This is a genomic window from Nitrospirota bacterium, from assembly GCA_026387665.1.
In the GTDB taxonomy this organism is placed as follows: domain Bacteria; phylum Nitrospirota; class Nitrospiria; order Nitrospirales; family Nitrospiraceae; genus Palsa-1315.
In genome coordinates, this window is the sequence record JAPLLG010000007.1 from 255,158 (window position 1) to 272,049 (window position 16,892).

The 16,892-nt window shown below is 58.3% G+C and carries 18 protein-coding genes and 2 tRNA genes; 5 read left to right on the forward strand and 15 right to left on the reverse strand.

Going from position 1 to position 16,892, the window contains the following annotated elements; translation table 11 throughout:
• Positions 1-47 precede the first annotated feature (47 nt).
• Both NT179_05515 and NT179_05520 read left to right on the forward strand, forming a co-directional pair.
• Positions 48-122 (forward strand) — tRNA-Asn (locus NT179_05515).
• A 112-nt stretch (positions 123-234) separates the two neighbouring features.
• Positions 235-1,251 carry an alpha/beta fold hydrolase gene (locus tag NT179_05520; GenBank protein MCX5721473.1) on the forward strand — a complete coding sequence of 339 codons (1,017 nt, stop codon included), beginning with the start codon at positions 235-237 and terminating at the stop codon, positions 1,249-1,251.
• On the opposite strand, the gene NT179_05525 is transcribed toward NT179_05520, so the two are convergent.
• The 9 genes from NT179_05525 to NT179_05565 all read right to left on the reverse strand — a co-directional run bounded on the left by NT179_05525 (position 1,239) and on the right by NT179_05565 (position 10,583).
• Positions 1,239-2,723 carry a proteasome accessory factor PafA2 family protein gene (locus NT179_05525; GenBank protein ID MCX5721474.1) on the reverse strand — a complete coding sequence of 495 codons (1,485 nt, stop codon included), beginning with the start codon at positions 2,721-2,723 and terminating at the stop codon, positions 1,239-1,241. The two genes, NT179_05520 and NT179_05525, sit on opposite strands and share 13 nt — an antisense overlap.
• A 1-nt stretch (position 2,724) precedes the next feature.
• Positions 2,725-3,555: a proteasome subunit alpha gene (locus tag NT179_05530; GenBank protein ID MCX5721475.1), complete on the reverse strand. Its 831-nt coding sequence runs from the start codon at positions 3,553-3,555 to the stop codon at positions 2,725-2,727.
• The gene (locus NT179_05535; protein MCX5721476.1) at positions 3,548-4,321 is read right to left on the reverse strand and encodes a proteasome subunit alpha; all 774 of its coding nucleotides are present in this window, start codon (positions 4,319-4,321) and stop codon (positions 3,548-3,550) included. The genes NT179_05530 and NT179_05535 overlap by 8 nt, the downstream gene beginning before the upstream one ends.
• A 146-nt stretch (positions 4,322-4,467) precedes the next feature.
• The gene (locus tag NT179_05540; protein MCX5721477.1) at positions 4,468-4,662 is read right to left on the reverse strand and encodes a ubiquitin-like protein UBact; all 195 of its coding nucleotides are present in this window, start codon (positions 4,660-4,662) and stop codon (positions 4,468-4,470) included.
• Entirely contained in the window at positions 4,659-6,185 is a 1,527-nt protein-coding gene (locus NT179_05545; protein ID MCX5721478.1) for a proteasome accessory factor PafA2 family protein, read from the reverse strand. Before NT179_05545 ends, NT179_05540 begins: the two co-directional genes overlap by 4 nt.
• A 139-nt stretch (positions 6,186-6,324) precedes the next feature.
• Positions 6,325-8,082, reverse strand: a complete 1,758-nt coding sequence (locus NT179_05550) for an AAA family ATPase (GenBank protein MCX5721479.1) — start codon at positions 8,080-8,082, stop codon at positions 6,325-6,327.
• Between the two features lie 76 nt (positions 8,083-8,158).
• Positions 8,159-9,292, reverse strand: a complete 1,134-nt coding sequence (locus NT179_05555) for a trypsin-like peptidase domain-containing protein (protein ID MCX5721480.1) — start codon at positions 9,290-9,292, stop codon at positions 8,159-8,161.
• On the reverse strand, positions 9,289-9,711 hold the full coding sequence (locus NT179_05560; GenBank protein ID MCX5721481.1) for a secondary thiamine-phosphate synthase enzyme YjbQ: 423 nt from the start codon (positions 9,709-9,711) through the stop codon (positions 9,289-9,291). The genes NT179_05555 and NT179_05560 overlap by 4 nt, the downstream gene beginning before the upstream one ends.
• A 2-nt stretch (positions 9,712-9,713) precedes the next feature.
• Complete coding sequence (locus tag NT179_05565; protein ID MCX5721482.1) at positions 9,714-10,583, reverse strand: hypothetical protein; 870 nt, start codon at positions 10,581-10,583, stop codon at positions 9,714-9,716.
• A gap of 145 nt (positions 10,584-10,728) precedes the next feature.
• Here NT179_05565 and NT179_05570 point away from each other — a divergent pair, with 145 nt between their 5' ends.
• The 3 genes from NT179_05570 to NT179_05580 all read left to right on the forward strand — a co-directional run bounded on the left by NT179_05570 (position 10,729) and on the right by NT179_05580 (position 13,683).
• Positions 10,729-11,151 (forward strand): HIT family protein, encoded by a 423-nt coding sequence (locus NT179_05570; protein MCX5721483.1) that lies wholly within the window; start codon positions 10,729-10,731, stop codon positions 11,149-11,151.
• Positions 11,152-11,251: 100 nt separating this feature from the next.
• Positions 11,252-12,418, forward strand: a complete 1,167-nt coding sequence (locus tag NT179_05575) for a tetratricopeptide repeat protein (GenBank protein MCX5721484.1) — start codon at positions 11,252-11,254, stop codon at positions 12,416-12,418.
• Positions 12,419-12,501: 83 nt separating this feature from the next.
• Positions 12,502-13,683: an MFS transporter gene (locus tag NT179_05580; GenBank protein MCX5721485.1), complete on the forward strand. Its 1,182-nt coding sequence runs from the start codon at positions 12,502-12,504 to the stop codon at positions 13,681-13,683.
• An 18-nt stretch (positions 13,684-13,701) separates the two neighbouring features.
• Here NT179_05580 and NT179_05585 read toward each other — a convergent pair whose 3' ends face one another.
• The 6 genes from NT179_05585 to NT179_05610 all read right to left on the reverse strand — a co-directional run bounded on the left by NT179_05585 (position 13,702) and on the right by NT179_05610 (position 16,883).
• Entirely contained in the window at positions 13,702-13,989 is a 288-nt protein-coding gene (locus NT179_05585; GenBank protein MCX5721486.1) for a hypothetical protein, read from the reverse strand.
• Positions 13,970-14,248 carry a BrnT family toxin gene (locus NT179_05590; GenBank protein MCX5721487.1) on the reverse strand — a complete coding sequence of 93 codons (279 nt, stop codon included), beginning with the start codon at positions 14,246-14,248 and terminating at the stop codon, positions 13,970-13,972. The genes NT179_05585 and NT179_05590 overlap by 20 nt, the downstream gene beginning before the upstream one ends.
• Before the next feature lie 78 nt (positions 14,249-14,326).
• Positions 14,327-14,764 carry a hypothetical protein gene (locus NT179_05595; protein MCX5721488.1) on the reverse strand — a complete coding sequence of 146 codons (438 nt, stop codon included), beginning with the start codon at positions 14,762-14,764 and terminating at the stop codon, positions 14,327-14,329.
• 196 nt (positions 14,765-14,960) lie between these two features.
• Entirely contained in the window at positions 14,961-15,635 is a 675-nt protein-coding gene (locus NT179_05600; protein MCX5721489.1) for a hypothetical protein, read from the reverse strand.
• 253 nt (positions 15,636-15,888) lie between these two features.
• Positions 15,889-16,362, reverse strand: coding sequence for a hypothetical protein (locus tag NT179_05605; protein MCX5721490.1), 474 nt, complete (start codon positions 16,360-16,362; stop codon positions 15,889-15,891).
• Between the two features lie 445 nt (positions 16,363-16,807).
• Positions 16,808-16,883, reverse strand: a tRNA-Thr gene (locus tag NT179_05610).
• Positions 16,884-16,892: the final 9 nt, after the last annotated feature.

Below are 16,892 nucleotides of genomic sequence, written 5' to 3' on the forward strand. Positions count from 1 at the left end.
CGCCGAAATCTTTTGCTAGAATGCGCAGTCCGATATGGCGGTCTCGTTCCCCGGTAGCTCAGTGGTAGAGCAGCCGGCTGTTAACCGGCTGGTCGCAGGTTCGACTCCTGCCCGGGGAGCCACCATCGCAAGGCCTTCGAGACCTCTCTCGAAGGCCTTTGTCGTTTTCGCAGACGCACTACCCGCTTCGCCGCTGGGTCACCATTCATACTGCGGAGCCATAGAAGATTCTTTATGATGACGTCTAGGGCACCTGACTGGCGCGAGTTCACACCGGCAACCCTGCTCCGCAACCAGCACCTCATGACGATCGTTCCAGGCTATTGGCCGCGCCGGGCCCTGCTATCCGGCATACCGGCCGAATCACGACTCTTCACCACCGATCCCAAGACCCAGTTGCTCGGCTTCTGCCATTGGCAGCCAAACCGGACAGGCTGCCAGACCCTGTTGCTCGTGCACGGGCTTGAAGGCTCCAGCGAGTCCCACTACATGCAGGGGATTGCCACGAAAGCCTATCGCGCAGGGATGAACGTCATCCGCCTGAACCAGCGGACCTGTGGCGGAACCGAACGGCTGACGCCGACCCTCTATAACAGCGGCCTGAGTCAGGACTATCGAGCCATCGTCCAGGAATTGGCGAGCCTGGATAAACTCACCCGTATCTGGCTGGTCGGCTATTCAATGGGGGGGAATCTCGTCCTGAAAGCAGCAGGCGAACTCGGCTCGTCAGAGGCGGCTCTGGCCGGGGTGATCGCAGTCTGTCCGAATATCGATCCCACCCAATGCGCCAAAGCCTTGGAAGAGCCTCGCAACTGGCTCTACCACTATCACTTTTTGACCAAGCTCAAATCGCGCATGAAGCGCAAGGCAGCGCTCTTTCCAGAGAGATGGGACCTCACAGGGCTGGACCGCATCCACATCATCAGCGAGTTCGACGACCGATACACGGCCCCGGACGGCGGCTACGCCAGCGGGCCAGACTACTACGATCGCGCAGGGTCGCGGCACGTACTGGAAAAGATTGCCGTGCCGACCACCGTCGTCACAGCGCAGGACGATCCCTTTATTCCCTATTCGATGTTTGCCCTTGCGGCCATCAAGCGGAACCCCCTCATCAGGCTGATGGCCCCCCACCATGGAGGCCACTGCGGGTTCCTTCAGGGGGCACGGAACAATGAAGACAGGTTTTGGGTGGAAAACCGAATCGTCGAATCGATCAGAACAGCAGGAGAGAGCGATCAGGCAGTCTGAAGATGGGTCCGTACTTCTTTCGCGTAGGTCTTAAACGGATCCGGCATGGGGAAGGGTTCCTGCCCGCGCAATTGGAAGATCGACCAGTTGATCACATAGGAGGGAGAAAACCGCGCGTCCAGCGAAGACCCAGCCGCCTCAACCGGAAGTCCCGAAGCCAATAAATGCCGTACGAGTTCACCGCGCCCAAAGGCCCTGGTATTGCGGGGTGGATGGTCCATGGCTAAGGTAATCGCCTTGTCGGTCGTGAGCCGAGGAACCCGCCCCTCTTCCATCAGACCGTAATAGAGCCCCTTGCCTTGATGGAGATTGTGATACTCCAGGTCGAGGCTCTTCAGCGCCGGATCTGCCCAGGTTAGTTGTTCCGCCTCGCGAAAGGTTTCCAGCAGCCAGAGTTTCGAGGCCCAATCCACCCGGCCCACCAGATTCGTATAGTCCCCGCGAAGGTCACGCAACACCGCTTCCCATTGATCGAGGACCCAATCGGTTTCGTCGTCCTGCCCCCGATAATGTTCCTGCGCCGCTGCGAGAAAGGCTTCCTGAATATCGATCGCCGAGATCGACTTCCCCGATTGCAGCCTGACGATCCATTGCCGCTCCTGATCCTGCGACAGTTCCTGCATCGTTTCGACCGGCTCATGGAGCTCCAGGCCGCGCGGCGCATGGCCCTCTTCGATCAATTGCAGGACCAGGCCCGTCGTGCCCAACTTCAAGGCCGTCGCCACCTCGGCCATATTCGAATCGCCGAGTAACAGATGAATGCGGCGGTATTGATTCGGGTCTGCCAGCGGCTCATCTCTGGTATTCACGATGGCGCGATTCTGCTGCACCCATTCGAAGAAGTCGTTCACGATGTAGTCGGCCCGCTGAGAAATCTGGAACGGCATGGCAGGCTGCTGCCCATGGCGCATGTTTGCTCCACGCGGCACGATGAGCCGATCCATCTGGATCCAGGCATCCTGGGGACCGGCCATACCGACACGTCCTGCCCCGGTAAAGATCTGTCTGGTGACCAGGAACGTCACGAAAGGCCCGAGGCCGCGCCTGGTAAAGGGGAAACCGCGCGTCACGAGATAGTTCTCGTGCGACCCGAAGGTCGCATCGGTTTCATGGTCCACATTGTTCTTGATCAAGGACACCTGGTCGGCCAAACCGAGCTCGTGAACGGCGTCCTGTAGCAACTGATCGCCGGCCCGGTCGGCAGCCACCACATCGCTCAGCGATTCACATTCCGGCGAAGCCCATTCCAGATGGCCCATGTCGAGATACATACGCCCGGCGTTGGTGAGAAATCCTCCGTTGCCGGGCGGTTCATCATGGCCCCGATGGTGCAGATCCAGGACGCCACGCCGTTGCACGTGAAAGAGATGGTCGCGAATCTTGTGGGCAAACCAGGTGGGAGAATGGTCCGGCGGGTCTTCATTCACCAAGAGTCCGTATTCGGTTTCCAATCCGAAAATACGGTTCAACATTTTAGTTCGCCACGACTGATTGAAGCGCCTTCGGCAGGAGCCGTGACAGATCGGCTGGCTTGAGCGAGCGGTACTTGGAGGTGCCGGGAGCCTGCCGCTCAAGGACCGCACATTCAAGCGTCCGGCCTCCCGCAATGCTCCGCACATGTTCCATCAGCACGTCGGCACTCGGAATCGCAGCGGCCGCTGAAGCGGTTCCGCTTGCCTGTGGCTCGGTTGCAGCCTGCTGCTCCGCCTCTTCCTGTTGATGCGCGAGGGAACCAATCGCCCAGGCACGCAAGGTCAGATCCAACGCCTGCTCCAATGACAGAGTGGCAGGCATCTGCGCCTTGAGATAGGCCGTCATTTTCGTCTGGGCAGCGGGAGTAGCAGCCAAAACCGCGCACCCGGTCATTTCCTCGAACGTGCCATCGTAGTTGATCGTCAGAAGCGCATCCTTCTCCGGCTTCTGCCCCAACTCCGCCACCAGAATACGTACGATGAACGGCGCCTTATAGACTTCCTCAAAGGCCTGTTTGATGACGGGGGCAATGCCGTATTTCACCAACCGCGAGCCAGTGACATCAGAGGGCGAACGGTTGAACCCTTCGACATGCGCCATTTCGAGCAGGCTGAAGCGCAGTTTTTCCAAATCGGTGGGGTGCCCCATTCCGCCCAATGCCAGCCGATCATAGATCTCGTAGAGCTTCGGAGTCCCTTTGCTCACCGTGGCCAGAAGGATGCCGCCCTCATAAGTCAGAGCCACAACCGGGCTCCCCTGCTTGAACTGCTCATCCAGATACTGGCGGCGATTGCCGACTGCTTCTACCCAGCGATAGGGTTCTTCATACATAACGCACCACCTGTGATTCATAGAGGGGTTTCAAAGTCGCATCCGGCACCGTCTGCACACCGGCTCCTGTAATCAGCTTGATCACGGGATAGAGGCTCGCCTCCCGGTTCACGCCGCCGGTCGCCGAGTCGAATTCCGCCGCGCTGGTGAGCAATCGCAAGGCCTGCACCATCGCCTGCTCTTCCGGCAGCTGATTGAGGGGCTGATCGCCCCAGGTATTCAAATAATGCAGGATGCCCCTGATCGTGGGAGAACCGGACCCGGACACGGCATATTCCACCCCTTCGAACTCCGCCCCGAGGATGTCGTAGAAATAGATCTTAGCCGAACCCTGCTCCAGATCGTAGCCGGCAAACACCGGGACGACCGCGCCGGTCCCGGCCAAGGCAGCCGGCACATTGTCCTTCAAGAGCTTGGAGATAGCGCGCAGCTTGCCGTCGAAACTCAATTCCTGGAGCTGCGTTCTCCGGTAATATTTGAAGGAATGTTCCAGGACCCGCACCATTTCATAGGCTGTGGCAGGAACTCCGGCAATGGCCATCACACTGTGCCGATCGATCTCCAGCACCTTGTCCGTGCGATCGTACATCACCATATTGCCGGCGGTCGCGCGACGGTCGCCTGCCACCAGCACACCATCGCGATACTTGAAAGCCAGAATCGTCGTGGCATTCGTCAATGCATGGCCGGCCCCCATCGCCGCCGGCACACTGAGCGTATAGCCCTGCTCTTTCAACAGCTGAAGAAAATCCCCTTGCATCCCCATTTTTCCCCCTTCTCCCCTATTGAGCGACGGCCTTACCTTCCATGAGGGGTGGGCGGGCGGTCCTCCACTGCGCGCGTCCAACGAGGGCCTTCCCAGGCCGCGCGTTGCGCGAGCACAGAGGACAGCCCTCCTACCCCTCTCAGATCTTATTCTCCCGTCCGTTGCCGATACCGCTCCGCCTGCTTCGGATCCACCTTCCGCATACGCTTGAGCAAGTTATCTTTGTCCGGAGACCCGGTCTCAGGCCTCTTCGGCCCCCCGCCCTCCTCGGACGGACTCGGAGCCTTCGGCATCGGATTGCCAGGCCCTTCCCGGCGTTCCGGCATTGAGCTGTAGTTCATGATCGGGACTCCTTTTCTCTATTCCATGCAGTCAGCGCATCCATCGGGGAGGCCGCTCGTTCAAAAATCTGCGCACAGGCTTGTACATCCTCCGGTTTAAAGAGGTCGCCCATCTCCAACGTTCTCGATAGCAGCCCCCCGCTGAACTGAATCCGCTCCCACTGCATCGATTTGATCTGATCAGGGAACCGCCTGATACAGAGGCCGCGAATACCCGCCCTGGTATCGGCCGGACCAGCCACCAAGGCCGATTCAATGTCCTGCTCCAAGGTCATCCGCCAGGCCTTCCCCTCTGCCTCCAGCCCCAGAAAGAGCCCGCGCTCCGGATTCACATTATGGTACTCCAAATCCAAACTGGCCAGCCAGGGGTCCTCCCAGCCGAGCTTCTCTTCCTGCATAAACGTTTCCAACAGCCAGAGCTTGGTGACCCAATCGAGCTTCCCGACCAGCTGCTGTCGATCACCGGCCAGCAATCGCAACGTGGCAGCCCATTCGCGCAGGATCCAATCGGTCTCTGCATCAGCCCCGGCCAAATGTTTCTGAGCCGCGAGATAATACTGTTCTTGAATGTCGAGGCCCGTGATGGTACTGCCGTTTCTCTGACGAACCGTGGCCTTCAAGTTCTGATCGCGAGAAAGCTGCTTCACTGCGGTAACAGAATGTTCCAATTCAAGCACCGGGGCAGCCCCTCGCGCGATCAACTCCAGGGCCAACTGCGTCGTCCCAACTTTCAGGGCCGTGGCGTATTCGCACATATTGGCATCGCCGATGATGAGATGGAGCCGCCGATATTTTTCCCGCACCGCGTGCGGCTCGTCCCTCGTATTCAGAATTGGCCGGTTATGCATCGTATCGACGCTCAGATCCGTCTCCATGAAATCGGCCCGTTGGGAGAGCTGATAGGAGCCTGGCACGAATCCGCTCTCCTGCCCCTCCACCCCGACTTTGCCGGCTCCGGCAATGATTTGCCTGCTGACCAGGAACGGCAGCAGCCCAGCGGTCAGCGCAGGGAAGGGAATCGAACGTGAGAGGAGATAGTTATCGTGGCAACCGTAACTATGGCCGTGGAAGTCCGTATTGTTCTTGTAGAGCTGCACCGGAGATCCGCCGAGCACCTGGTTGCGACGCTCCGCCGCCCGCTGAGCGATCCGCTCCCCGGCCCGGTCATGGGCGAGAAGATCTTTCAACGTCCGACATTCCGGCGTGGAATATTCAGGGTGCGTATGGTCGTTGTAGAAGCGGGCTCCGTTCGGAAGGACCAGGTCGCTCTTCATCTCATGAAACGAAAAAGGCCGATGGGCATCGACCTTGGCGAACTCGTCTTCTTCTTTGTCCTGTTGCAGACCTAAGACCCGGAACCCCCGCGCATCCTCATGAGGGTCTTCCCCCCCATAGTCCCAGCGCCTCTCGAACGAAGCAGTCAGATGGGCCCGCACCAGCTCCATCGACTCCACGACCGGATCGACCGCCTCCTGGTCTTCCCTCGTGATCCCATACTCTGTTTCGATCCCGAACAGCCGCATCTTCGTTCCCGTACTCCTCGCCCCCCAGGGACAGAATCACGACAAGGTGGCTGGGGTGCTCTCAACTGCGCCCATCGAGCGAGCACATTCTGATCGTGCGCGCTCTGGGAGCAAAGAGAGCCCCCAGCCACCTGTCCCTTTAGATAATCTGTCCTATCAATTTTTCTTCTGTCTGCCGCCCTCTCCGGAACGAGGAGACTCCGACGACCTGCTCCGGATGGTGATCGAGGAGCTTAAGCCATTCTTCCGCTGCATCGTCGGGCGGCAACATCTCGCCCTCCCGGAACTCTGCATGTACGGAGCTGACCAGATCGTCCAGGGTCATGCCGCCTGGCTCGCCCGCGCCTGACGCAATCATCCGGTCAATCGCCCGTTCCTTCGCCCGTTGCACAATAGAAGACAAGATCGCGCCGCTGATCAGATCACCCCGATAGAGCACCTTATTCTGTCCGCTACGGAGCCTGATCGAGAGGAGCCGGTTTTCATCGACGCGCGAGAAGATCGCAGAAAGCGCATGGTCGATGAGGTCGGCGCAGGACTTCTTCCGGTCCCCGCCGTGCTGGTCGATCCATTGCCGGTCCAGAGGCAGGTCCTCCGTCAGATACACATTCAAAATCGCGGCAGCCGAGTCACGATTGGGACGGCTCACTTTGATCTTGCGATCGATGCGGCCTGGCCTGAGCACAGCCGGGTCGATTAAATCAGGCCTGTTCGAAGCCAGAATGATCACCACATCCTGCAGCGATTCGATTCCGTCCATCTCGGAACAGAACATCGGCACGAGGGTGCTGGAAATATTGAAGGACCGAGAGGCCCGTCTCGTGCCGAGCACCGACTCCGCTTCGTCGATGAAAATAAATGGCAGAGCCCCTTCCTTCCGACGAGCGCGGGCCTGGGCGAAGAGATCACGGACCATCCGCTCCGATTCTCCCAGCCACATATTCAAAATTTCCGGCCCCTTGATATGGAGGAAGGCTCCGCGAGTCACCGGCGGTTTATCGCCCTTCGCGCCGACCGTAGCCTTGCTCGCCTCCCCCACCAGCTTGGCGAGGCTGGCGGCAGCCGCCTGTCCGATCAAAGTCTTGCCGCAGCCGGGAGGACCATACAATAAAAAACCCTTCGGCTGAGTAAACTTAAAGCGCTGAAACGTGTCCGCATGGAGCAGGGGATACTCGATCGCCTTCTTAATGGCGGCGATCGCCTCCGTTTGCCCGCCGATCTGCTCCCACGTGACGGTAGGAACCTCGTCCAGGAGGTGGGACTTGGACTTTTTATCTTCAAGTTTTTCAATCGCCACATGGAGGCTTGGCTCGATCCGCACCTCATCGCCCGCTTTCAGGTCCACCCCGAGCAGATCGCTCGACCGTTGGAGGATCAAGACCTGCCGACCCATCTCCTGCTCGAACCGAAGTCGCCCATCCGGCAAGGCTTCCGCGACTTTCAACACGGGGCCATTCCGGTCATAGCCCAGAATCTTAATGACGGCGAAGGCTTCGTTGACGAGAATCTGCGCGCCGATCTTCAGCTCCGTAGCCTGCACCCTGGGATCGACGCTGGCATAATACTCAGCGCCCCCCACCAGGATCCTGGCAAGGCCATCGCCCGGCACCTCAAGCAAGGTGCCGATCCGGTTGGCCGGCGCGATAAGCTTCGCGATGACGTCAGCGGCTTTTTTGAATTCGACTTCTCGCTGCAGTTGCGCCGCTTGGCCAAGAGTCACGGCATGGCGCAGCTTGTAGAGGATCTTCTGCCGGGGGTCACTGTCGGGAAATGAGGCGAGACATTCTTCTATCAGCTCAAGCGGGTCGGACCCCATGCGCATCGACGGATTCGCAACGTCCTCCGGCTTCCTGTTGAGTTCTGGGTCCTGTGGTTCAGTGGGTCGGCGATCACTCATCAATGGTCCTCCATGCGGAACAGATAAGTAATCCTAGCATAGCGACATCATGGATTGCCGCTACTCACGCCACCGCTTAATTGACGGCTTGCAGGGTCACGGAGACCCGTTCCCGGCTGGTTCCCCGTAGGATTTCGACCGTGACCCGGTCGTTGACCTTGTGCCGTTCCATCACATCCATCAGTTCGTCCAGCGTCCCAACCTGCTTGCCGTCGACCGAAAGGATGATGTCGCCCAATTCCACCCGACCGGTGGCGGTTTCACGCGCGCCCTTCAACCCTGCCTGCTCCGCCCCGCTGCCAGGCGACACCTTGCCGATAATCAGCCCCTTGATCCCCCACCGCTTGGCCATCGCATCTGGCACGAGCGAGACCCCGAGCCCAGGACGGATAAGCTTGCCGTACCTGATCAGCTCCGGCACGATGCGGTTGACCGTATCCACCGGCACAGCAAAACCAATTCCCGCGAAGGCCCCGCTGGGGCTCATGATCTGCGTGTTCACTCCGATCAAGCGTCCGGCGCTATCCAGCAGCGGCCCGCCTGAGTTTCCCGGATTGATGGCGGCATCGGTCTGGATGACCCCTTCAATCGTCCGGTTCGTCAAGGACTTGATCGTCCGCCCCAAGGCGCTCACCACGCCGGTCGTCAGCGTATGGTCGAGGCCGAAGGGATTCCCGATCGCCAAGACCTTCTGCCCGACTCGCAGATCCCGCGAGGTCCCGACTGCGAGGGGCGAGAGCGCTTCTTCCGACGCGCGGACCTGCAGCACCGCCACATCGTGATCGGGATCGGCGCCGATGAGCGTGGCCTTATGCTCCGTCCGATCCGCCAGCGTGACGGTGATCGAATTCGCCCCGTAGACGACATGAAAATTGGTGACGATATGCCCCTGCTTGTTCCAGACGAATCCCGATCCGGACCCCTGCGGGACTTCAAAGAGATTGAACGACCAGGGATCCCGTTGAATTGCGGTGTTTGAGATAAAGACGACGGATTTCGTGGCCCGCTCGAAGACAGCCATCGTGGCCCGCTCGTCCTCACCCAACTCGGCTGGCGGGGGCGCTACGACGCGCGGCTTCCCTTCAGGACCATCATAGGTTCCACCTAGCGGCTTCCCCCATTCTCCTGTCGACAAACCAGGCCAGAGACTGAGACCCAAGAGTCCCGCCGCCACGAGAGCTCTGCCTGCCACATGCCCCTTCGCCATCATTCACCCATGATTTGGATAATCAATTCCCTGGTCCTGGCTCTGGTATCGAAATCGATGACGACAATCTGTTGCCAGGTCCCCAACAGGAGCGCGCCGTCCTGAAAGGGAATGGTGACCGACGGCCCTTGCAGCTGACCACGCAAGTGGCTGTGGCCATTGTCTTCACCGGCATTTCTCGTATTGTGCTGCCAGGCAGGATCGCCCGGCACAGTCCGGTCCCAGAAGGCTTTGGTATCGGCCCTGATGCCTGGCTCATCTTCGATGATCATCACCGAGGCAGTCGTATGTTTGATGAAGACCGTCACGATCCCTGCCGCCAGCTTGGCTCCGGTCAGGGCCTCGGCCACGGACTTCGTCACGTTTTCGATCTGCGCGTCTCCCTGCATAGCGAGATGCAATGACACAGTCTTGACCGTCATCGTTATGACTCCATCGCCCGGAGGGCACGGCGTTCGGCGCCCGTCAAAGCACCGCCGCGAGCCTCCTCCAGAATGACATCGAACTCGCCCTGCGCCGTCAACCGTCGCAAGGCCCCCATCACCGTACTACTCAAGATGCCGTCCCGCTGCAGGGTCTCCAAATAGGCAAAGGCATCGACCAAGGTTTCCTTTTTCCGCACATAGTAGTCCCTGCCGCGGCGCTGGTTGCTATAGGCCTCGAACTGCTCGCAGGCAACAAGGATCTCCGCCAACTGCTTGACCCAGGGCTGGGCGGAGGCCAGCTTCTCCGGATAGTAATAATAGAGCATCACCTGCTGCATCCAGGGTTTCCAGGTCACGCCCATCTTCTTGATGGTGGGCCTGACCGCGCGCAGCCGGCGGGCCAGCCTGCGCGCATAGCCCAGCCTCATCTCGACCTGTTCCTTGGCCCAGGCCGTCATGGCAATGCCGTCTGCCTCAAGATCTTTTCTGTAGCAGCGGAGGAAGGCTTCCGTCTCACGTCCGTAGGTCGTGTATTGATGAACAGCTCTCCATTCCCGCGGCCTCGTCGGAATCCCTCGCTCCTTGGCCCAGGACCAAATCTTTCCGAAGAGTTGTCGCTCCAATCCGGCACGACCCAGGTCATGGAGCAGACAGGCGATCTGATATTGGCGGACCAGCTCGGCCCCATGACCCAGCTCTGCCGCCACAGCCGCGCACATACGGGCCGTCCGCACCGCATGGGGCCGGTCGTAACCGCGAATAATCCGGCCCGAATGATCCGGGTGCGGATAATCGTAGAGTTTCATGAGCTGAGAGAGGAGCGCACGGGGGACCAGCAGCGGAGCATCTGTATGGGAAGATGGCATCATGAATGAGACTGCCTGCAAGCCTAGGGGTGACAGATCAAGCCGCGAGGAGAATACGTTCGCCGACAGACCCTGTCAAGACGCGGCAAGGCTCGATGAAAGTCCTGATCTCTGCTATGCTCCGACAAAAGCGGAGGTCCCCTCGACCATGACCAATCCAACCTGCAAAGCCTGCTCGACCAACTGGCCCGACAAAGACCGTTTCATCGCAGACCTCAGCCTCACCAGGGTCTATCTGCATGAAGATCAATTCTTCCCCGGCTGGACCGTCCTCTTCCTCAAACGCCATGCGACCGAACTGTTTCAACTGACCAAAGACGAACGGTCGCAATTGATCGAGGACGTCAGTCTCGTTGCCCAGACTCTGGCCCAGGTCTATGGGGCCAGGAAGATCAATTACGAGCTCCTCGGCAACCAGCTCCCTCACATCCACTGGCATATCATTCCACGGCTGGCCACAGACCCAGCCCCTCTGGAACCAGTCTGGCGGGTCGAGCACGAACCGGTGCAGCTGGCACCATCAGACTTACAGACACAGATTCAACTGATTCAAAAACAGCTCCGGTCCTGAATGGTCACTTCGGCAGGAACCACGATTCCCGCGACTCCCCGCTACCATCCAGATCAATCCCGTGTATAATGCGCCCGACACTCAGAGGCTGGAGCATCCTATGTCTCCGATCACACATCGAGTCACGCTCCCCATCCTCCTCTCTACCTGCCTCCTCCTGTTCCCCTCCGTCCCTTCGTCGCTCGCAGAGACAGCCGCCGAGCCTGACGATGCCGTCAGGGCTCTGAGTCACTTGCGTGAACAGGTCCGCGCCGCGCCCCAAAGCCTCGACCATCGGCTCAAACTGGCGGACGCCCTCTATCGGATCGGCGATCTCGACACAGCCATCGACGAATGTCGCGTGGCCCTCGCGCTGAAACCGGATCACGCCCTGGCCCATCTCCAGCTCGGCATCGCCCTCATGGCCAAACAGGACTGGCGGCCCGCGCTGACGGAGTTGCGAGACGCGGCCCGGCTCAATCCTGCATTGACTCAGGCCCACTACAATCTCGGCACCGCCTACTACACGACCGGCAATCTCAAGGGAGCGATTGAGTCCTATCGGCAGGCGCTGGCCTTACAGCCCTCCCTGCTCGACGCCCGCTACCGCCTGGCTCTGGCATTGAAATTCAACCATCGCGACCAGGAATCCATCCAGTTCATGAAAGAAGCGGCAGCGGGCGGCGTCCCGCAAGCGCAATATGCTCTGGGTCAGGCCTACCGCACGGGCCAGGGAATCGAAAAGAACGGAGCCCTCACCATCTATTGGTGGAGCAAATCGGTCGAGTTCGGCCATCAGCCGGCCGCCTCCTCCCTCTCTCTGCTCCGCCAGCTGGCCCTCTCCAAGGTCCAACCGGAACAGAGCCGCCTCGAAGCCCTGAAGGCCTTTCAAGGCTATCGCGAAACATTATGGGAGAACGTTCCAGACCTTGCCCGCAGCGGCAACGAGACCCTGGGGACCACGTTGCTGAAACAGAACCACGCCAACAAGGCCGTCTCCGTGCTGCTGCAAGAATGCTACGCCCTCAGCGACGTGGCGCTGGCCGAGCTGGCCAGGATCTATGAGACTGGCTGGGAGCCCCAGCTTCCTCCCTTCGACAAGAACATCCTGGCCTGTATTGAAACCACCGCGGGCGACAGCTTCATGCCGGCCAAGAAAATTCTCGCCCGCATCTACGGCAAGGGTCTCGGCGTAAAACAGGATAAACAGAAGATGGAACTGACTCTCAAGGGGTTACCGAAGGATGAGATCAAAAAAGTCCTCAACCAGCTGACTCCCGCCCCCTAAACACTTCTTCACATGACTGACCCAACATCTCTACCCAGCTCCAGACCAGTACGATGGAATTGGGAGCGAGGCTCAGTCTCCGCATGAGGCCTGAACGGATTCCCAGAAATGTGTGGGTGGCCGGATGGGTCAGCTTCCTCATGGACGTCAGCTCCGAGATGGTCTATCCCCTCGTGCCCCTGTTTCTCTCGTCCGCGTTCGGCGCGAACAAATCGGTCATCGGGCTGATCGAAGGGATCGCGGAAGCCTCGGCCAGTGTCCTGAAACTTTTTTCCGGCGTCCTGGCAGATCGGTTCGGCCGGCACAAACTCTTGATGGGGCTTGGCTATGGGATCTCGACCCTCTCCCGCCCCGCCTTGGCCCTGGCGGGCGGGTGGGGACTCGTGCTGGCCTCCCGGTTTGTCGACCGGGTCGGGAAGGGCATCCGCACCGCGCCCCGCGACGCCATCATCGCGGCCTCTACGCCGGCGACGCAGCTTGGCGCATCCTTCGGCTTGCATCGAGCCATGGACGCGGCAGGAGCGGTCGTGGGGCCTGCCATCGCCATCCTCATCCTGGCCCTCTGGGAAGCCAACTATCGGCTGGTGTTCTGGCTCTCCATCCTGCCAGGAATCGCGGCGGTCCTCTTAATCGTTCTGTGCATCAAGCCAGATAACCGGGAGCAGAAAGTCGCGAAGCCCATCTCCTGGTCTCTGGAAGGATTCGACCGGCGCTTCGTGCAATTCCTCTTCGTCATCGGCCTCTTCTCGCTCGGCAATTCCAGCAACGCCTTCTTGATCCTCAAGGCTCAAGCGGGGGGCATGAGTCCCGCCTGGATCTCCGTCGTCTATCTCCTGTTCAACGTATCCTATGCCCTCCTTTCGATTCCAGGCGGCCTGCTCAGCGATCGGTTCGGCAGACCCTGGGTCATCATCGGAGGGTTCAGCCTCTCCGCCCTGGTCTATGCAGGATTCGCCATGGCAGACAACCCCTGGCCCATCGCGGCCCTCTTCATACTCTACGGCTGTTATATGGGCGTGACGGATGGAGTACAGCGGGCCTACCTGGCCACGCTGGTCTCGGAGCAGCGTATGGCCACAGGGTTCGGCCTCTATCACATGGTGGTGGGACTCGCGATTCTCCCGGCCAGTCTGCTGGCAGGGTTGCTCTGGGACCATATCAGTCCCGCAGCCCCCTTCTGGTTCGGCTCAGGGATGGCGGCCCTCGCGCTGCTATTGTTCGTCAAATTTTCCTGGCAGGATCTGAGAACAGGAAGGGAAGCGTAAAGGGTCTGAGCGCTCCGACTATGCAGCGGTGCGTTTACGCACCACTCTCTTGAGAGAGGCATTTCCTCTGCGCGGACGTTTGGATACCCCTGCCGCAGGACCAACAGCATTAAGCAATGCACGGAGCGCCCGGTTCACGGAGTTCGCATCAGGAAAGGCCTTCGTCAAGTCTGGCTCAACAAGCACAAGATTCGTCCCGGCCTGTGCCCGCTGATAATACTTACCCCGGACACCACCCTTGAGCTTCGTCAAATCATATTCAGGCCGAAGATCATCCTTCATCGATTTAGCTGAAATCTTCCGCATATTGTCTCCTTTCTTTCGGTGTCGCCCTTCTGGCGCTTATGATCCGAATCCCATTTCCACGAGCACAGTGCGAGAGAAACAATACCCGGCCTCTTGCCGAGAGCCCGATAGTAATTTCGCGGAGCTCTCTATCCGAATGGTCCGGATCATCGAATGTAAGCGCCACTGTATCCTGAAACACCGAAGCCGCTTCTTCAAATGAAACACCGTGCTTCCGGCGGTTGGCTTGAGCTTTCTTCGAATCCCACTCGTATATCACGCTACTACGATAGCATGGCTCGGCACCCTAAGGTCAACCCGCGACACACCGCATGAGCGCGCCCGCACTCAACTCACGTCAGCAGCAAGTCGGATCGGCGGAGGCGGGGTCGAACGATTCCGCTCGGACGTCCAAGATCAGTTCATAGGGGGCCATAGGCGAAAAATTCGAGCGGAGATTCACGCACTTCCCGACCACATTGGCTTGCACGCTCCGCTCGATGAACGTCGCGAGGCGGAGCAAGTCCGCCAAGGGACCGCCGATCCATTGCTCGGTGATTTCCGTTTGATGCGAGGTGCCGATTTCGAGATTCATGGCCGGTCCAAGCTGGGTATATTCCGACAGCCGATCGTTCGCCGGATTAGACGCATACGAACGGATCTCAGCCGCAAACTTCCGCAAGCCCGTCACCGATCCGACAATGCGCCATTCCTTCGCAACATCGCTCTTACCGCAATAAAAACCCAACTCGCGCCAAGCCCGACGCGTTGATTCTTTCGCTGCATCACTAGCCATTCCATAACTCCTTTGGTCGGATGCTGAAAAAGCCCGCCAGCTTCGTTCTCAGCTCATCGAAATCCTCAACGTACCCCTGAGGGTACGCCTCCGGTTTCGACTCGCCTACGGCCTCGCTGGACGACCTTTTTGAGCATCCTCCGAATCAAGAAAAGATTCCCCTTTTAATGTCCCACATCGAAAAACAATTGGAGCATTAAGAATTTGGTGCATCGTGATTTTCCTCGAAAAATAATTCCCCATCACGATCGCCGAATTTATAAGAGCATCTTTTAGGCCGATAAAGAGTCCTGCCGACAATCAAAACCTTCAACAAGAACTCGGACCCCTTCAAAGCCCTACTCTCTCCTTTATATGGAAGCGTCACTTCTATTTGCTTAGAGAGAATTGTACCTTGATCACTCTTGTCGATAGTCTCGCGAATAATTCCCTGCCTAAACGGCTCGCCAGGACATAAGTGGATCGCTCGAAAATCTCCAGCGGGTAATAGTGAATATGCTTCAGGACTCTTCTGCACAACACTAATCTCCTCGCAATAAATTTCCACATTATCTATTTGATTCGCACTGGTATTTTCAATCACGATACAGATCTGCCGGAAGAACCTCCCTGACTGAACCATCTGGGGATACATAACGGCTGCGGCTGCAGACTGGAGAGTAGTTGGCTCATGCGTCACATCTGGCGCGCAGCGCGCATCATTTATATCAAACAAGATACTGATGTCTGATTTTTTAAGTATCTGAAGCTCGCTCGAAAGATCCTCTACTAGCTCACACTTCTTACGATACAGCGAATACGGAGCCACCAGAAACACAAAGAATATTGTGGCAAAAATACCAATTGCCGTAATCGGAAATACTTGTGTCATGACCGTAGGCCATATCCATTCAGACGCCTTCGCTCTCCCGTAATTTGAATAAATAAGGTAATCCGCAATAGGGAGACAGAAATATGAAATAGCAATGGTAAGCCAATGCGCCTTAAAGGCAGACCACATGAGACAAAAAACTTCCTCGCAAAACAATCGATAGGTGATCTTTCCTCTCATCACTTAATGGCCCTTGCAAGCAAGCTTAAGGGGGCCGACTCCTTTGTTTCTCATGTACCGTTCCATGCGCTAACTAGGAGCCTCCACGTAACTTGACGCGTGCTAGCGTTTCCGATGACTCAAGCACCTCAATCAGAGACTCCGTTGAAGGCGAGTCAGAGGATTCGCGCAAGCTGGAGACAACGTGAGTGAACTCCTGAATGAAAATCTCACGCTGTTGTCCGTCCTCAATGGTGAATTGAACGAACGTTCCACTACGAGTCTTCACTTGGATGAGAAATGCCGCCTGTTTGACATCCGTTACCTTCTTCCGCTTTTTGATCAGGTGTTCATAAGCAGCCCACAACATGCCTCCAACCTCGATGAGGTCTGCTGTTATACCAAGAACAGCAACCCAGTCGAACGCCGCGCCCGCAATAACGCCAGGCCTAGGCCTCCACTCGTAGACCGGAAGATCTGGAGATTGCTCCGCAAGGAATCGCGGCAGTTCATTCAACTGAACATCGGCACGAATTGATGCACCAACAAGACTCAGCTCTTGCGGCATTGAGACTCCCAACTGTTGAATATGCTAACCAGCATAAAACGCCGAGTCAGGCTACACATTGCGCGAGATTGTCGCGTGACTTCACCAACTTGTCAACGCACGCCAGCACGGTCAACATACTGCATGAGCTATCCCTTGCTGTGCGCATCCACTGAACACACCGTCCCCGCAGGAGAAATCACCTCAGGCTTGTTCATTTTCTCTTCACGGGGGCGGCCTGTTGATCTCCCACTGCGCGCGTCCAACGAGGGCCTTCTGAGGCCGCGCGTTGCGCGAGCACAGGAGATCAACAGGCTGCCCTCCCAATCTTTCTGAGCGTACGCGTTCCGCGAGCAAGAAGGATGGCCTGGCGGCGCCCCTCTCTCTTGGAGAGGCCGCTCACTCCGAACCAGACACTAGATGGTGATAACAGGGGAAAAGGTGACGGGATGGAACTTGCGAGGTGTGGAGCCGGCGATCCGGATTGAACGGACGACCTGCTGTTTACGAAACAGCTGCTCTACCAACTGAGCTACGCCGGCCCTCGCGAA

Coding starts and splice junctions, on each gene's coding strand:
- NT179_05520 (MCX5721473.1), top strand. CDS start 235: ATGATGACGTCTAGGGCACCTGACTGGCGCGAGTTCACACCGGCAACC.
- NT179_05525 (MCX5721474.1), bottom strand. CDS start 2,723: ATGTTGAACCGTATTTTCGGATTGGAAACCGAATACGGACTCTTGGTG.
- NT179_05530 (MCX5721475.1), bottom strand. CDS start 3,555: ATGTATGAAGAACCCTATCGCTGGGTAGAAGCAGTCGGCAATCGCCGC.
- NT179_05535 (MCX5721476.1), bottom strand. CDS start 4,321: ATGGGGATGCAAGGGGATTTTCTTCAGCTGTTGAAAGAGCAGGGCTAT.
- NT179_05540 (MCX5721477.1), bottom strand. CDS start 4,662: ATGAACTACAGCTCAATGCCGGAACGCCGGGAAGGGCCTGGCAATCCG.
- NT179_05545 (MCX5721478.1), bottom strand. CDS start 6,185: ATGCGGCTGTTCGGGATCGAAACAGAGTATGGGATCACGAGGGAAGAC.
- NT179_05550 (MCX5721479.1), bottom strand. CDS start 8,082: ATGAGTGATCGCCGACCCACTGAACCACAGGACCCAGAACTCAACAGG.
- NT179_05555 (MCX5721480.1), bottom strand. CDS start 9,292: ATGATGGCGAAGGGGCATGTGGCAGGCAGAGCTCTCGTGGCGGCGGGA.
- NT179_05560 (MCX5721481.1), bottom strand. CDS start 9,711: ATGACGGTCAAGACTGTGTCATTGCATCTCGCTATGCAGGGAGACGCG.
- NT179_05565 (MCX5721482.1), bottom strand. CDS start 10,583: ATGATGCCATCTTCCCATACAGATGCTCCGCTGCTGGTCCCCCGTGCG.
- NT179_05570 (MCX5721483.1), top strand. CDS start 10,729: ATGACCAATCCAACCTGCAAAGCCTGCTCGACCAACTGGCCCGACAAA.
- NT179_05575 (MCX5721484.1), top strand. CDS start 11,252: ATGTCTCCGATCACACATCGAGTCACGCTCCCCATCCTCCTCTCTACC.
- NT179_05580 (MCX5721485.1), top strand. CDS start 12,502: ATGAGGCCTGAACGGATTCCCAGAAATGTGTGGGTGGCCGGATGGGTC.
- NT179_05585 (MCX5721486.1), bottom strand. CDS start 13,989: ATGCGGAAGATTTCAGCTAAATCGATGAAGGATGATCTTCGGCCTGAA.
- NT179_05595 (MCX5721488.1), bottom strand. CDS start 14,764: ATGGCTAGTGATGCAGCGAAAGAATCAACGCGTCGGGCTTGGCGCGAG.
- NT179_05600 (MCX5721489.1), bottom strand. CDS start 15,635: ATGACACAAGTATTTCCGATTACGGCAATTGGTATTTTTGCCACAATA.
- NT179_05605 (MCX5721490.1), bottom strand. CDS start 16,362: ATGCCGCAAGAGCTGAGTCTTGTTGGTGCATCAATTCGTGCCGATGTT.